Below are 17,798 nucleotides of genomic sequence, written 5' to 3'. Positions count from 1 at the left end.
GTCGAAGTAGGTTGCTGAGCGAAGTCGAAGTAGGTTGCTGAGCGGAGTCGAAGTAAAAACGGTGAGGGCCAGACGATGTCTCGTACTGGCCCTCTATTGATTAGTTTAGGTGTCTAATCCTGTAGATCTTCTAGCGCGTTGATTAGTGGCGGCTGGAAGCTCTCATTCTTGAAACTGTATTGGGTGTAAGTTTAACTTCATCCAAAAGATCTGAAGACGATGGTGAATTGCTTGTAGTGTTGTTTCTAATTGTAGGCTGATTAAGGCTTGAATTATCGCGGTTGTTGAAAAAATCAGCACCGTTGATGTAAGCTTTATTGTCAGTCAAAGAATTGAATGCGATGAATGCACTGTTGGTACCATTGTTGATGGCGCGGTTGAAAATTGCACCACCGTAAAGCGCGAAATTTCCATTCAGGATACAATTTTCAATTTTTACGCCGCATTCTCCTCCGTTTCCTACATTCATGACTGCGCCACCCTCAACTTGGGCATTGTTTTGGATGAATTGGCAGTTGGTGATTTCGGATTTGTTGGTTGCACCGTTGATGGCGAGATTGTAGATGCCAGCAGCGTAGTTGGATTTGTTGTATTGGAAAATGCAGTTGTTGATTTTAACTACATGATTGCCTTGGGAAGCTTCGTTGTACCAGGCTGCACCGGTGTTGGTGCGGTTTCCTTCTTGCTCCTTTTCATTGATGCTTACTGCATTGCCATGGCAAATGATGAAACCATCAACGGTAACTTGTGATACATTGCGTGTATACACGATATTGTAGGAGTTGTCCTCGTTGGCGTTTACATCACCAATGTTTCCAGAAAGGAAAGTTGCATTGGTTGCATGATTGCGCTGTTGCTTAGATACTTCCGTACCTGAGAAACCACCAAGAAGAGTGATGCCATCGTTGATTACAAACGACGCATTGCGGTTTCCTGATTGTGTAGGTGTATAAACACCAGCAGCCACCCAAATCTCCATTCCATGCTTTGCATGCTGTAAAGCTTGCTGAAGATCACCGAAAGCCTGACTCCAAGATGAACCATTGCCTTGAGCTCCCTTCTTTACGAACAGAACTTGTGATTGTGCATTTTGTGCATACACCTGCAGGAAACCTGCCAAAACTAAAATTGTAACAATTGCCCTTTTCACGTTGCTCGCATTTGTAAGATCAGAAAATATCTGTACTTCAGCGATTGCAACCGAGCTTTACGCTTGGTCACACATCGAGTGTGCCAAACGAACGTAACAAATTTTGGATAAAAGGAATCTTCGGCACAAAACCGAAAACATTGCATTAGGATACTTTGTCAAAACTTAGCACAAGATAATCAATTTTATTAAAAAAAAGCATATTGATCTCTTTTTTTTTCAGCCCCCAGTTTTTTTTAAATGCATTTAACTTTAATGTGACATAATTGATAAAAAAACTTTATCTTGTGCCAGTCCCTTCGTTTATTTCTGCCCATTTGGGGCATCATTCCACGTCTGAAAGAGCTCAATCCATGTGTAGACTACAAGGCCAATCTTGGGTTTTTAGGGGCATCTATAAAATTAAGAAAGCCCTTATCCAACTCTAAGTAACGCAGAAAAATTAACCTCCCGATTTTGGGTTTTGAATAGGAAGTCGAACGGTTCATTTCAAGTGAGCTTCCTATTCAAAACCCTCTCAAAAAATCGGGAAGTAATTTTTTGCGTCAGACAAAGGAAAAGAATTCTTATTTTTCGGCAACATACAACAATAATCAACTTAATTCCAAATGATTCGAGATCATCTACCCAAAGCCAAACTCCTACATTGGAACCGAACCATCTTCGTTTGGGTGGCTCTTCTTTTGCCTTCTGTAGCAGGATTTGCACAAGATTTGCACTATTCTCAATTTTATGGTGCACCGCTTCACCTCAATCCTTCCTTGACGGGAATTTTTCGAGGCGACGTCCGCATTATGGGGCAATACCGCAACCAATGGTCTAAAGTTCCGGTAGGGTATAACACGTATACCGGAGCGGTAGATTTTAAAGTTTTGGGAAAGAAAGAAAAAGACAGTTACCTTGCTTTTGGGTTGGGGTACAACCGGGATCAAGCAGGATTCTCAGATCTTCGCCTCAATTCTCTGACCTTGAATGGGTCTTACACCAAAAAACTGGACAAAAGATTTTATGGTTCGGTAGGTGCTCAGCTCGGTTTTTCCAATCGCAAGTGGCAGGCTGATCAAGTAACCTTCGACAGCCAATACAACCCAAGCAGCGGAACCTTTAATCCTCAAAACCCGAATGGAGAAAAAAACAATGACCAAAGCCTGGGGTATACCGATTTTGGTTTGGGATTCAACGTGCGCTATCAGGTCAAGGAAAGAGAAGAACAGGTGGATACATTTGGGCAACGTACCAAAATCGACTTTGGGTTAGGACTCTTTCACCTCAATCGCCCCAATCAGTACTTCACCGAATTCGGGCCAATCAAATTACCGATGCGATTGACGCCTTATATTATGGGTGATTTTCAATTGACCAACCGCTGGGATTTAATCGCGAATATAGCAGGGCAATTCCAAAGCTCTTATCGTCAATATTTGGGCGGGCTGGGCGCGAGATACTATCTGAATCGCCAAGCAGGGCACCAGCTTTCTCTCCAAGCCGGATTTACCATAAGGTTTGACGGACTTACCAAGGATTTTGCTACCTATCCTGCTCTCGAGGCGCGTTACAACAACATCCGGGTAGGATTTAGTTACGATATCAACGCTTCTCAATTCAATGACAGCGTCAAAGGTGGTGTAGGTGGGCCGGAAGTGTTTATTCATTACCACATAGTAAAGTACAAACAACTTCCTGTCAAGAAGATTTGCCCCTTAATTTAATTGTATGAATCAGCACGAAGCCCAACGTGGCCTGCTTTAACTCCAATCAGCCAAAGATTTTTTACCATGAGAATATTTATCTTTCTGTTGGCCATATTTGTTGCTTTCACCCAACAGAGCTATAGCCAGAGTTTAAAACAAGTATTGAAGCTTGCTGATAGCACGTACGCGCAAAAGGATTTTTTCAATGCTTATACTGCTTACCGCGACGCCCTCAAATACGATAGCAACCGTACCGATATTCGTTATAAACTGGCAGAATCAGCCCGGCAGTTCAATTCTTTCCGCGTTGCTGCCAAAGCATATGTGAAGGTACTTGGAAGTCCTGAAAGAGCCCAATATCCCGATGCCCGCATGCGCACAGGGGAAATGCTGCACAAACTGGGAGAATACAAAAGTGCGTTGGCTTCTTATCTGGAATACATTGCCACCAACCCAGAGGCTCCGCAAGCGCTACTGCAGCTTGCGCAAAGGGGGGCCGCAGATTGTGAATTTGCCCTGAGAACCCTGGCCAATACAGCCGACCAGCGAAATCTTGAATTATACCCCCAGCCAGTCAGTTTGGGAGATAAAGTCAACGGCCCATATACAGACTATGGGGCATCTTTCCGCAAGGATACGCTGTACCACACTTCCTTCGAATTTGCCGAACCGAAAGACAAATACAAGCTGTACAACAAAGTAGTGCGCTCTTACAAAGGCAACAGCAAAGAATTGCTTCCGCCTTCATTCAATGCGCCCGAAAAGCATACAGCTTACTCGGTATTTACACCCGATGACAAAGGCGTCTATTTTTGCAATTGCGACCTTATCAATGCTGCCGACCTGCGTTGTGACATTTATTACCGCGATTTGACCAGCCCTGGTTCAATTCCAATAAAATTGGGCATCAACAACCCTGCTTTTACCTCCACCTCACCTGCATTGGGTAAAAATACCAAAGGTGAATCTGTATTGTATTTTGTATCCAATCGGACTGGAGGCAAAGGCAAACTGGACATTTGGACAGGGCCTATTCAGCCGGATGGTAATGTGGCCTTTGCAGAGCCGCTCAGTGAAATCAACACGCCAGAAAACGACATTACTCCGTTTTATCAGGAGTTGCCAGGTAAAGCCAATTTGCTATTTTTTAGTACGGATGGGCGTCCCTCTTTTGGGGGTTTTGACCTCTATGGTACCCGACTGACCAATGGCAACCGTTGGCTCACCCCCTATAACCTGGGCGGCAATCTCAATACTTCTTATGATGAGTTTGGGTACATTCGCAACCCCAAAGGGGATACGCTGGTGTTTTCTTCCAACCGCAAAGGTTCAATCCTGTTGGAGAAAGAACAAGAAGCATGTTGCCACGACCTGTATAAAGCAGGTGTTTACAAATTGGTCAACTTGGAAGTGAATACTTTTAAGTTGCGAGATTCCATGGCTTTAAATGGAACCAGCGTCAAGATTTTTGAAGAAAATCCAGATGGAACCCGCAAAGAATTGCTGAATAAAACCGATGACAACAGCAACCATTATACAACCCTGATCGAGCGGTATAAAAAATACTACATTCGGGCAGAGAAGAAAGGTTTTATCACTGAAGACACCCTCTTGCTGGCCAATTTGGGCGAAGAACAATTCACCCTGGTCGTCGATTTGTACTTGCCGAATTTGCGCCTCGACGTATTCACGCTTTTGGCGCAGCAAAAAACACCTTTGAACGGCTGTACTGTATTCCTTTATGAAAGAACCGACGCAGGAAAGTTTTTACTTTTGGAAACGAAGTCTGACCCCAATGGCAATGAATACAGCTATGCTGCTGATTTAGGGAAGACTTACCTTGCCAAAGCAATCAAGTCTGGCTATTCTATGGATTCATTGGAAGTGCCCATGACCATCGAAACCATTAAAGAATTTGGCTACGATATTACCATTGACCTTTTCCTCAATCAATCTCGGTTGAACATTGATTTGTTTTTTGACAACGCTAAGCCTGGCCCTGGAAACTTGACGGTTACCACGGAAAAATACGATGTGCTGTACGAAAACTACCTGAAAAAGAAAGCAGAATTTGTTGGGTATTCTGCCATAGCTCTGGGTGCTTTTTTCCAAAACGACGTGATAAAGGGTTTTGATCGATTGAGAGAGTTTTTGCCAAGCATAGCAGCTGATCTGTCCAAAGGCTTGTATGTAAAAGTATACATGGAAGGGTACGCCAGTCCCTTGGGCAACGCAGATTACAACAAGAGACTGGGCGCCCGCAGGATGGTTTCGGTCATCAATTACCTTAAGGTAGTAGACAATGGGGTATTCAAAAAATACATCGATTCTGGATTTTTGTCTTTCGATTTGGATGCCTTGGGAGAAGAGAAATCCGGTCCTGACATTCCAACGGCACTAGCCAATATCAAAGACGAAATTTTTGGTCTAAATGCTTCGCTAAACCGTAAGGTGCGCATTTACAAGATCAGTACCGACACCAAACAAATTAAGTAATCCTCACGGCCAAAGAAATATAGTATGAAAATCGGTCAGAAAATCCACGTTTTATTTACGCAGCAAGCTGCGTTGTGGTATTTGTTTATGGTGCTACTTTTTGCGCCAATACTGTCTTATGCAACGCATATTGTAGGAGGCGAAGTGGGGTACCGGTGGCTTGACGGCGATCGTTACGAAATTGTGGTGAGGGTTTACCGCGACTGCATCAACGGCGCAGCCAATGCGCCCTTTGATGATCCCGCCTCAGTAGGGATCTTTGATCGCAGTGGACTTCTGCTTCAGGATGTTCGCATCGCTGCTACGAAAGATACCTTTCTGAGCAACAACCTGGACGCTTGTATTCTAGCCACCACTACGGTCTGTGTACACACCATGACTTACAAAGCAGTGGTGAATTTGCCTTTTCGCACCGGCGGGTATCAAATCGTATACCAACGCTGCTGCCGAAATGTGACCATCAAAAACATCATCAGCCCGCTAGAAACCGGGGCAACTTATGATATCTGGTTGACAGAAGCCGCGATGAAACGCAGCAACCGCAATCGGAGTACCACCTTCAAGCGTTGGCCGGATATTTACATTTGCAACAATCGTCCGCTGGATTTTGATCATTCGGCGATTGACGCAGATGGCGACTCTTTGGTCTATCGCTTGTGTACACCATTGCAAGGCGCTACCTTTGCCAACCCACAGCCACAACCACCTAATTTTCCGCCATACGATACGCTGGTTTGGGTTAAACCAACCTACAATTTGTACAACATGCTCGGTTTCGGAGAGCCACTGCGCATCAATGCCAGATCGGGATTGCTGACGGCTCGTCCTGGTTTGCTGGGTCAGTTTGTAGTGGGTATTTGTGTAGATGAATACGACCGCAAAACCAAAACGCTGATCGCTTCAACGCGCCGAGATTTTCAATACAACGTTCAAAACTGCGAAGGTGTAACTGCTGCATTTTTTGCACCGGAAAGCCAGTGCGACTCCTTAAAAGTGCGTTTTCGCAACGAAAGTGTGGGAGCCAGCAAGTATTTGTGGTTATTTGATGCTCCACGAACCAATTTGACCTCCGCTGAAGTCAACCCAATTTATTCTTTTCCTGCCTACAACCAGTACAAAGTGAGTTTGATCGCGGAACCTGGAACAACCTGTGCAGATACTTTTTCAAGACAGGTAAAACTGTTTAAATCAGGAATCAAGGCCGACTTCAAATCGGAAGTATTGTCTTGCGGTGCAGAATCCATCATTCGTTTGCAGGATTTGTCTACCGATTCCAGTGCAGCGATTGTCAAGCGCAAATGGAAGATTACCTATGGTGACGGTGGTGTAATCAATGCTACTGGCGCCGATACCTTGATACGGGTACCATCCAGCGCTTCGGGTACCATCATGCTAACCGTCATCAATGCGAATGGCTGTGAGCGTACTATTTCACGCAGCTACACGGCTGTAGGAATCGCCGAACCATGCAAGGGCATCCCGGATACCTTGCGGGCTTGCGTGGGTACTACGGTTTCCTTGAACCCCAATGGGGTCAGTTCCACGGCGTATGCTTACCGCTGGAAGCCATCTGCGTCAATAAGCGATTCAACTGCGGCAAATCCGCGCTACAGAGTGACCCAGAATGGCAAGATTACCTTGACCATCACCGCCAATTCGGCGCAGTCTTGTACGTGTACCAAGACCATTACAGTGATAGCAACTCCTCGCCCCAAAGCAGATTTTAGTGCAGATGGGGGCATCGGGACAGATCCTATTGTGGTCAACAGTTGTGATGGGCGGACTGTAAGTTTCAAAAGTACCTCCACTGGTGCAAAATCCGTCAAGTGGATCATTGGTAGTTTGAGCAACCCAAGTCAGGTTTCTACCCAGCTCAATCCGGTATTTACTTTTCCGGATACGGGAACTTATCGGGTGACTTTGATTGCGTTGGGTGAATGCAACGACACCCTGAGCAAAACCATTCGGGTTAAAAAAACCAAGACGAACGTTGATTTTACCTTCAATTACACCAATTGTATCTTCAACGGTTCTACCATCAAATTGCTGGATGTATCCAACAATCCAGGCATTCAAATCGCCAGTCGTACCTGGAAACTGTCTGATGGACGGCGTTCTAATGAGGCTTCACCAAGCTTTACTTTTACCGATACGGGAAAAGTAAGGGTAACCCTGATCATCCAAACCACTCAAGGTTGTATAGATTCTGCTTCGCAAAGCATCAAGAAGGCCCCAATTGCCGGGGTAGCTTTTCCCGATACCATCACTGTATGTAGAGGAACGCCCTTCCGCATCCCCGGAAATAATGATAAGAACCTGATGTATACCTGGTTGCCAGAGACTGGACTGGACGATCCAACTACCGGAAACCCTGTCTTTTCGCCTCAGCAAAGTACCAAATATACCGTAGACGTTTCCGTACCGGGCATCCCAGGATGTAAGGTAAGAGATACCATGATGGCAATAGTGCCAGGAAATATGGGTTTGCGCGTAGCTGGCGCTGGAGCTGATGGAACACCTGTTTGTACACCCCAAACTACGCTGACTGCCTCCGCCAACCGAGCTGCTACTTTCCGCTGGTTGGATGCCAATGGGGTACAGGTAGGAACAGGCACTAAATTTACTGCCAATGTGGCTACCCAACGCAATTTGCAACTGGAAGCTACCGATGTAAATGGCTGCATAGAAAAACTGGCCATTGCGCTTTCAGGATCTCCGATTGTATTTTCGGCACCAGATTCGCTGCTGGCTTGTACTGGAGATGCTATCCGCATCAATACCACCCAGGGTCCTGGACAAACCCTGACTTTTGCCTGGACGCCACTGAACGCATTTGCTTCAGGAGCCACTACCGCTAGTCCAGTTTTGGCCAGTTTACCAGGCATTCGCAAAGTTTTTGTAGAAGTGCGCAATGCAGCAGGTTGTATCCTTAGAGATTCAGTGCAAGTGGCCATTGTGGACGCCAGCCACAACCTCAGTTTCAAACCAGAAATTCAGTGTAATGGCAATACGGTTATCTTCCGCAATACCAGCACCAATGCATTTGGATACCTCTGGAGCTTTGGTGATGGTACCACTTCTACCGAAGACAATCCACAGCACGTATTTAAGCCAGGTACTTATACCGTAACCCTGACCCTGAACACTACGGTAGCTTGCCGCAAAACGGTAACTCGGGTTGTCACCATTTCAACCGAACCTTTGCTGGGACTCAAAGTGCCCAATGAAGCGATTACTTGCGGTGAAGATGTTAAACTAACGGCTTTGGCCAACGAAGGCACCACTTTCCGCTGGACTACCCGCAAAGGTGAATTGCTGAGCTCAAATGCCACGGTAACGGTAAATCCTGCTCCGGGAACTACCGTTTATTACGTTACGGTTCAAAATGAGTTGGGCTGTACACAAACGGATAGCGTCAGAGTAACCGACAATGGAGTGGACGTTACCCTGATCACACCATCCGGAGGCAGCCGCATCGATCAATGTGCGCCTGAGAATGTGCAAATTCAGGTGCGCAACAATGTTGCCAGCCACCTGTTGACCTACCAATGGAGGCCCGCAGTAAATGTGGTATCGGGTGGAAATACCCCGAACCCTGTGCTGCGTCCGACTGAAATAGGCATAAATGGCATCACGGGCATCATCAGCAATCAATTTGAATGTGAGGATACCCTTACCATCATCATCAACTTGGGCACCTTGAATTCTGGATTACCAAATACGGTGAAAGTTTGTCCAGATGTAGCCACCCCGCTTGCACCCAAGGCCAATAAAGAGTATACCTACCGGTGGTCGCCATCAACTAACCTGTCGGCTGCCAATGTGAGCAATCCAATTTTTACAGGCAACCGGGCAACGACATACTTCGTAACGGTTACCAAAACTACAGGAAATACATCTTGTCAGGATATCGATACGGTAGTTGTGCTGATCAATCCAGAACCCAAGCTTAGGGTTTCAACTAAAGACACTATCGCTTGTGTTGGCACTACACTAAGATTATTTGCTACGGGAGCCGATGAATATTCCTGGAACGTTGGCAACCCTCAAGGCACGCTTAACTTCGATGCAGAGGGCGGCATCTCTATTTCTGGAACCAGAGGAACCGATCTGTTGTATTCTGTGGTTGGCCGCAATACATCAGGTTGTACCGACACCATTTCCGGTATCCGGGTTCGCTTTGTAGATTTTGATCTAGGGAATATTGTTTCCCCACTGAACATTTGCAAGGGAGACACCGTTCGGCTCAATCCCAACGGCAATCCAGCCTTTACTTACCAATGGTCACCTGTTACCGGATTGAATTTGAGTAAACCCTTCAATCCTTTGGCGACAATCACTCAAACTACGCGTTTTACCGTAACCATCACCGATCCAACCTTTGGTTGCAAAAAAGAGCGCGCTGTAACCGTCAATGTACGCTCTATTGAAGGCTTCAAAGCCAGCAATGACACTACAGTTTGTTCGGGCACAAACCTAACTCTGCGCGCCAATGCCAATGGTACCAATGTCAATTTCCGTTGGCTGAATGCCAATGGACAACAAATCGGCTCAGGAAAAACCATTTCGGTAACACCTGCTGTTGGCGTAAACTTATACATCTCTGAAGCTTCTGACGGGACATGTTCTGCGAAGGATACGGTGAAAGTAACCCGGGCAGATTTCCAGCCTGGTGATCTGAGTTCTCCGCAAAGTGCCTGTGCTGGTCAGCCATTGGCTTTGAATCCAAATGGCAAGCCAGCTTACCAATACCAATGGACACCCACAACGGGCTTGAACCTGAGCAATCCAAGCAACCCAATCGCTACGCTGACTACCTCAACTACTTATAAGGTGACCGTGATTGATCCAGTGAGCGGCTGTCGTTTGGAAAAAGACATCCAGGTAATCGTAAACAACCTGAACGATTTGAACATTGTTCCGGCTGATACCTCGATTTGCCAGCCCAACGGAGTGACTTTGCGTATTGCCGGAGCAGCAGGGGCTTCCATCCGCTGGTTGGATGCCAATGGCGCCCAAATTGGTACTGGACGTAGCCTTGCCCCAAGTCTGAAAGTTGGATTGAACCTGATCATCGCGGAAGCAACTTTGGGGGCTTGTGTCAAGCGTGATTCCAGTCGGGTGACCTTAAAGGAATTTCAACCTGGGGATTTGACCACACCTCAAACGGTATGTACAGGTCAGCCGCTGCCTTTGAATCCGAATGGCAAACCAAACTATCAATACCAATGGACGCCCACAACAGGATTAAACTTGAGCAATCCAAGCAATCCAATTGCTACGCTGACTACCTCAACTACCTTTAAAGTAACCGTGACAGATCCTGCTACGGGTTGTCGCCTTGAAAAAGACCTCCAGGTCAACGTAACTGACTTGAGCGATCTTGATGCCATTCCTGCCGAGACCAATTTGTGTGAACCAGGCTTTGTATTGCTGACCGTTCGTGGCGCACAAGGAGCCAGCATTCGTTGGTTGGACGCCAATGGTCAGGTCATCTTTACAGGCCGCAGCTTGTCGGTAACCCCCAACCCGGGCCTCAATTTGTACATCGCTGAAGCAACTTTGGGTGCTTGTACCAAGCGAGATACCGCCAAAGTAAGGCTCAATGATTTTAAACCGGGTGATTTGGCTTCACCACAGGAAGTGTGTGCCGGAGTAGCTACGGAGCTCAACCCCAAAGGCAATCCTGCGTATACTTACAACTGGTCGCCTACTACAGGTTTGAATTTGAGTAAACCTTATAATCCGGTAGCAACTATTTCCGTTACCACCACCTATACAGTTACGGTAACCGACCCGGCTACCAAATGTACCGCTACAAAATCCATCGTAGTTCGAGTTAGCCCTCCTGTAACCGTAACGGCATTGCCAGATACTTCGCTTTGCCAGCCTGGTCCATTGACCTTGCGGGCTACGACTTCGCGGCCAACGGCGATTACCTGGTTTAGCGATGCGGCCTTAAAAACGCCAATTGGAACCGGCAACCGGATCAGCGTCAATGTTCCGGCAGGCAAATCGGTATACTATGCCGTAGCAACAGACACCAACGATGTGTGCATCAAAGCTCAGATTCAGGCTGCTCGCGCTAATGGAGGCATTACAATAGGCAAAGGTGGCCCTTACGCTGGTGCTCCACTGGATTCGGCAGTAATCAATGTGGTCGATCTAACCAAGGGCGCACCACCCGCCAGCATTACAGCTTGTAGAAATGTGCCTACCCCGATCAACCCCAACGGCAATCCAATTTTGGTGTACCGCTGGTCTCCTGCAAGGGGCTTGAGTGATTCCACTTCGGCTACACCATCGGCTACCCTTACGGCGCCCACAACCTACACGGTAACCATTACAGACAAATTTGGCGCTTGTAGAATTGTGCGGCAGGTTGTGGTCAGCATCGCTGCGCCAATCAACGCCGATGCTGGAAGGGATACAACGCTTTGCAGTCAAAGTCCTTTCAATCTTGTTGCCAAAGGTACTGGCGCAGCAGTGTTTGAGTGGTCGAGAAACAAAACCATTAATCCAATTCTGGGTACTGGGGCACAGTTTTCCATTACACCTGATACCGTTTCCCGGACATTTTATGTACGCATAACCAATGCAGCAGGTTGTACGGAGATTGATTCGGTAAAAGTGATTGCCCGACCCGTTAAAGCCTCTTTACCCGCTACCGTTTCTCCCTGTGAAGTGGGAGATTCAATTAACCTGTCGGTCAACAATGCGGATCGGACACAGATTTTACAGTACTTGTGGTCGCCAGCCAATTTGTTCATCTCTAATCCACGAACGGGACCTAACGCGACAGCCATTGCTCAAAACGGAGCATCATTGCAAGTATTGGTTACCAATCAGTTTGGATGTTCTGCCACGCTTAGAACGCAGGTGAACATAGTGGATTTGGCAGGTAAGGTGAAAGTAACTGCGGACAAAACGACCATTACCGTAGGAGAGTCAGCTACCATTCGGGTTGAAAATTGCCCTGATTGTACTTACTCCTGGACACCGCCAACCGGGCTCAATACGACCACTGGTAGCACGGTAGTGGCATCGCCAACCGATACCACAACTTATACCGTAAAAGTTACCAGTGGAAAATGTACAGAAGAATTTAAAATAACTATCAATGTAACGGGTCCATATTGCGTAGAACCTTATATATTTGTGCCCACCGCATTTACACCCAATAATGATGGGGCGAATGATGTACTTTATGTGCGTGGTCGAGGAATCGAAAAAATGACCTTTATTATTTACAACCGCTGGGGTCAAAAGATGTTTGAAACCAGCAATCCCAAGGAAGGTTGGGATGGTACTTTCCGGGGTAAAAAATTGCCTTCGGATGTTTACGGTTTTTACTTACTTGCCAATTGTATAGACGGTACAGTGTACCGCAAACAAGGTAACGTGACCTTGATTCGTTAAGAGTGTTTTTGGATTTCTGGTTTGCAAGCGAAAATGAGCTAAAATTAGCCTCAGTGAGGCACGAAAAGCGGAGTGTAGCAGCGCTACATGAGCATTTTCAGAACGAAACTGAGGCTAATTTTAGCCATTCGCAGCGCGAAGCAGAAATCCAAAGGCACTCTAGGAATCCAGGAAAAACGAGCCTCGTCATATGAATCAAATCACACACTTGGGCCCCCTAACTGGACTATTCTGGTTAGGGGGTTTCTTTTTACCCTGGATTCCCCTATTTTTGCGCTTCATCAGCTTATGTTCATATGAAGCCATTCTTTTTAATTGTTTGTTTTGGTTTAGGTCTTTTTAATTTAGCCGCCCAGTGCAACTTTGCCATCAATGAAATCGATGACTTTGACAGTACGCACAGTATCGTGACCAAGCCAATCAACATCGGTTATTCCATTCCAAGCAACTTCCAGACGGCAGATGGCTACAAAATGATTGAAGAAGCGAAGGCGATCTTCAGTTTTACCCAAAATGATACCCTCAATGCTTTTTTTATGGTGATAGGCCTGGTCGAGCGAGAATTTCTGACGCTTGAAGAAGGCTTCAATGTCATCCTGAAAGTTGAATCGCTAAAGGATACAGTCGATTTGGGAAAAGAGGTGGCTAAGACAGACCTGGCTGATGTTGCCCCAGGATCAGACCTGATTGGGCTGTACACCGTGCCTGATCGAGGAACTTTTGACAAAAACACCAATATGCGCATCTATACGCTGACTTGTTTGATTCCCTTAGACCGCATGTTTACCTTGTCTTATGCCTCCATAGAAAGAATTCGAATCAATTACAAAACGAGTAAGCACACCATCACCCTGAGCAACGAACAACGCGCCGCTATAAAAAAGGCGGTACAGTGTGTAGGCGAGGAAATGAAATTGTTTCCTAGCAAACCGTAAGTAACATTCATCATCTCTACATAATGATTGAGTAATTTTTTTCGCAAAAAAAAGCAATATGGAATCTCTGAAATTCAAAACCAATATCAATTGTGGCAGTTGTGTAAAAGCCGTAACGGCCTTTATCAATGAGGTAGAAGGCGTGGAAAACTGGGACGTTGATACCCAAAACCCGGATAAAATCCTGAGTGTACAAGGCGAAGGCCTCCAAGTCGCCAATATCCTTGAGGCAGTTAAAGATGCTGGTTTTGAAATAGTTGAGTTGGCTGAATGTTAATTTTTATTTTTAAAATAGGTTGATTTGCATTATTTTCGTTCTTGATACATTAGTATGACGCAAAAAATCAGGTAGTTAATTTTTCTGCGTTACTTAGCGTTAAGCAAATTGCCTATCCATGAATGATAATTCCTTTTCCCGTCGTGATTTTCTGGGGCTCAAAGCTGCAAGCCCTACCGCAACCCACAATAACCCTGATCTTGAGTCTGACCCCAAGATGGTGTCCAGCGTTGCAGAATTTACGCTACAGGGTGGCTTGGATCCATACACGGGCCTGTGGGGACGCGAGCAAGCCGCTCATTTGTTGCGCCGCACCACTTTTGGTTGCACCTATCAGCAGATAGATCAATTGTACTATTTGGGCAATGTCCAAAAGGCTGTAGACTATGTGCTAAATGTACCCAAAGGTGAGCCCGAACCGCCGATCAATAATTACAACAACGATGATTTTAAGGATCCAGACGTGCCATTCGGTAAAACCTGGGTCAATGCCCGCCGCAACAATAAGGGCGAGTTTTCACGCATTTCTTCATGGCGGGGATGGTGGATGACACGCATGATAAAATCTGGTGCCAACATTCAAGAGAAACTCATCCTCTTTTGGCACAATCATTTCTCCACGCGTACAGAAAAATCTTTTAGTGGACAGGCTTCCTACCGACATTACATGACCCTGCACAAGCATTCTTTGGGTAATTTCAAGCAATTTGTATACGATGTGACCCTGGACCCACAAATGCTTTATTTTCTTAATGGTTTACTTAATGGGGTAGATGCGCCAGATGAAAATTATGCCCGGGAACTTCAGGAATTGTTTACCATTGGCAAAGACAATCCCAACCACTATACAGAAGACGACGTAGTCGCTGCAGCTAAGGTGCTAACGGGTTGGCGAGTGGATTACGATACCAATCGGGTGTACCTGGATTTGGCAGCTCACGATCAATCGGATAAGCAGTTTTCAAAATTTTACAACAATACCGTAATTAAGGGCGGTTTGGAAGCAGAGCGGGAACTAAAGGAGCTGATCGAGATGATTTTTCAGAAAGAAGAAGTTGCTTTGCACATCTGCCGCAAGCTTTACCGCTTTTTTGTGTATTACCAAATTGATGAAGTTGTAGAAGCGAATATTATCAAACCTTTGGCGGCCTTGTTGCGGGAAAACAACTACCAAATTTTGCCCGTAATTTCCAAATTATTCAAAAGCGAGCACTTTTTTGATGCAACGACCAGAGCTTGCTACATCAAGACGCCCCTTGATTTGGTCTTCGGGGTACTGCGCAATTTCAATGTACCTGTTTTTGGCCCCAAACTTTACGATCAGTATCAAATGATGAACTACCTGGGCTGGACGTGTAACGACTTGCAAATGATGCCCGGAGATCCTCCAAATGTAGCTGGATGGGCTGCTTTTCGGCAGACGCCCAAGTATTACCGCACTTGGATCAATAGCGATACCCTGCGCAACCGCAATGTGTTTTCGGATGTAATGACTTATTGGCGCTACGAAACCGATTCCGGCTTTATGGCATCTATCGACCATATCGCCTTCGCGCAGCAATTTCCACGCCCTGATGATCCAACTCTTTTGATCGATGCAATCCTGCAAATTACTATGCCGATGCCAATTTCCGCGGTCAAAAAGAAAGCCTTGAAAAACATCCTGCTCTCCGGGCAAGCGCAAGATTACTATTGGACGATAGCTTGGCGAAACTACATCGCCAACCCCAATGATAAGGCAGCTCGGGATACCGTTTGGTTTCGTTTAGCTGCCTTGCACAAGTACTTGATGGGCTTGCCAGAGTTTCAACTTATTTAAGGTTTTCCAAAAAAAAACGCATGAAACGCAGATCTTTCCTCTATCATAGTTGTACGGCTGCAGCAGGTTCTTCCTTTATGTTAAAAGGAATGCCCATTAATACTGCGCCACAAAAATCATTTCTTGAAGCCCTGGCCATGAATGGCAATCCCGATAATCGGGTTCTGGTTCTGATTGAGCTCAATGGCGGCAATGATGGCCTCAACACGTTTATTCCCCTGGATCAATATGCCAACCTGAGTAAAGCAAGGAAAAATATTTTAATCCCAGAGCGCAATGTGCTGCGATTGAGTGGGGTTCAAAACAGTGGCTTTCACCCTTCGATGGTGCCCATGCAGAAGATGTACAACGATGGGCTTATTTCCGTAGTGCAAAACGTGGGCTACCCGGAACAAGATTATTCCCATTTTCGTTCTTCTGACATTTGGATGTCTGCATCCAGTGCTGACGAAACCATCGAAAATGGCTGGGCTGGCCGTTTCCTGGAACAACGTTATCCTGGATTCCCGATAGGCTACCCTAGTGATGCCAATCCGGATCCCTTGGCCATTCAGCTGGGTTCAGTGATGTCGATGGCCCTGGTAGGCAGCCAATGGCCAATGGGCATGGCCATAACCGACCCCAAAGCGTACTACGAGTTTGTGAATGGGGTAGTGGAACCAGCTCCAGCTTCTCATTTTGGTGAAGAGCTTGAGTACATCCGCTTGGTGACCCAGCAAGCGCAACAATATTTTAAATCGGTGAAAGGAGCTGCGGATAAGGGAAAAAATCAGTCCATGCTTTATCCCCCAGAAGACAAAAACTATTTGGCCGATCAGTTGAAAATTGTTGCCCAGTTGATCAAAGGTGGACTAAAAACGCCCATCTACATTTGCTCCTTGTATGACTTTGATACACACAGCGAGCAGATCGATGTTTCTGGCAATCCCTTGGAAGGAATCCACTCCAGACTACTCGGCAAGTTGTCGGAAGCCATCGGTGCATTTCAAGACGACCTCAAGCTGATGGGCATCGCTGACCGGGTAGCAGGCATGACCTTTTCAGAATTTGGCCGCACCATTGGTTCCAATGGCAGCTTTGGTACGGATCACGGGGCTGCTGCGCCTGTTTTTGTATTTGGCAAATCGGTCAATCCGGGAATTATTGGAAAAAACCCCGTTATTCCTGAAAAATTGACGCAATCGGGAGACTTGCCCATGCAACACGATTTCCGAGCCATTTATACCACGATACTCAAGGATTGGTTTGGTCTGGATCAACCAGATAAAGTATTGGGGCGCAAATTTGACACCCTGCCGATTTTCAAATCCATTGCTACGCCTACACGCGATCTTCAGATTGTTGAAAATTTTGAGTTGAGCAATTACCCGAATCCATTCCGCGAAAGTACCACTTTAACCTTGCGAACTTCTGGCGGACAAGTGGTGGTGCGATTGCTGGATGGTTTAGGTCGGGTAGTTCAAATGGTGGCTTCGGGCTATTATCCTGAGGGAACCCACCAGTTCTTCATCCCGCGCAACAACCTGTCAATGGGGCAATACCACTGCCAGGTCAGTGTCAATGGAACCGTGGCGGTGCGGAAGATGGTGGCGATGTAGGGATGCTAGAGCGCCGCAGATTAAGACAATCAATTATTAGTTAGCGGTATTGGCATAAAAATGTTGGAAATAGGCCCGATTGGGCATTTTTTGGAAATACTGGTCTATTTCTCCTGAAATCTACTATGGGTTTTCAAATCGTATGCAGTCAATGATTTGTGGAATAGCTATTTTTTTGAGCATTATTTTTCTTATTTCGGCCAAATAGTGGAAATAAGAAAAATATTTTCAGCTTATTTTTCCTTTTTGATCAAAATAAGGAAAAAATGCACTTATTTTTTTCTTACACAAGAATGGTCTTCCGAAAGGTCAGTGAAACTCTGGAAAAAATTGTTGTTGCTGTAGGTAAAGAGCAATTTCCGTTGCCCGGGTAGGCAAGTCCCCAATTTTCATACTCAAATCTATTCGTCGCG

Annotated in this window: 8 protein-coding genes; 7 read left to right on the top strand and 1 reads right to left on the bottom strand. The window is 46.0% G+C overall.

What is annotated here, in order from left to right:
- Positions 1-142: 142 nt before the first annotated feature.
- Positions 143-1,150 carry a hypothetical protein gene (locus ABW391_RS14155; RefSeq protein ID WP_353482536.1) on the bottom strand — a complete coding sequence of 336 codons (1,008 nt, stop codon included), beginning with the start codon at positions 1,148-1,150 and terminating at the stop codon, positions 143-145.
- 608 nt (positions 1,151-1,758) lie between these two features.
- Between ABW391_RS14155 and ABW391_RS14150 the strand changes: the two genes are divergently transcribed.
- The 7 genes from ABW391_RS14150 (at position 1,759) to ABW391_RS14120 (ending at position 17,385) form a co-directional block, all read left to right on the top strand.
- Positions 1,759-2,859, top strand: coding sequence for a PorP/SprF family type IX secretion system membrane protein (locus ABW391_RS14150; protein WP_353482535.1), 1,101 nt, complete (start codon positions 1,759-1,761; stop codon positions 2,857-2,859).
- Between the two features lie 66 nt (positions 2,860-2,925).
- Positions 2,926-5,337, top strand: a complete 2,412-nt coding sequence (locus tag ABW391_RS14145; protein ID WP_353482534.1) for a hypothetical protein — start codon at positions 2,926-2,928, stop codon at positions 5,335-5,337.
- Between the two features lie 24 nt (positions 5,338-5,361).
- Positions 5,362-12,756, top strand: a complete 7,395-nt coding sequence (locus tag ABW391_RS14140) for an Ig-like domain-containing protein (RefSeq protein WP_353482533.1) — start codon at positions 5,362-5,364, stop codon at positions 12,754-12,756.
- Positions 12,757-13,052: 296 nt separating this feature from the next.
- Positions 13,053-13,691: a hypothetical protein gene (locus tag ABW391_RS14135; RefSeq protein WP_353482532.1), complete on the top strand. Its 639-nt coding sequence runs from the start codon at positions 13,053-13,055 to the stop codon at positions 13,689-13,691.
- 58 nt (positions 13,692-13,749) lie between these two features.
- Positions 13,750-13,968, top strand: coding sequence for a heavy-metal-associated domain-containing protein (locus tag ABW391_RS14130; RefSeq protein WP_353482531.1), 219 nt, complete (start codon positions 13,750-13,752; stop codon positions 13,966-13,968).
- Between the two features lie 118 nt (positions 13,969-14,086).
- The gene (locus tag ABW391_RS14125) at positions 14,087-15,787 is read left to right on the top strand and encodes a DUF1800 domain-containing protein (protein ID WP_353482530.1); all 1,701 of its coding nucleotides are present in this window, start codon (positions 14,087-14,089) and stop codon (positions 15,785-15,787) included.
- A gap of 20 nt (positions 15,788-15,807) precedes the next feature.
- Positions 15,808-17,385, top strand: a complete 1,578-nt coding sequence (locus ABW391_RS14120) for a DUF1501 domain-containing protein (protein WP_353482529.1) — start codon at positions 15,808-15,810, stop codon at positions 17,383-17,385.
- The last annotated feature ends 413 nt before the right edge of the window (positions 17,386-17,798 follow it).

Source organism: Haliscomenobacter sp. (assembly GCF_040403615.1).
Classification (GTDB): Bacteria; Bacteroidota; Bacteroidia; order Chitinophagales; family Saprospiraceae; genus Haliscomenobacter.
Note: the sequence above shows the minus strand (reverse complement) of the source record. Positions and strands in the feature narration are given on the sequence as shown.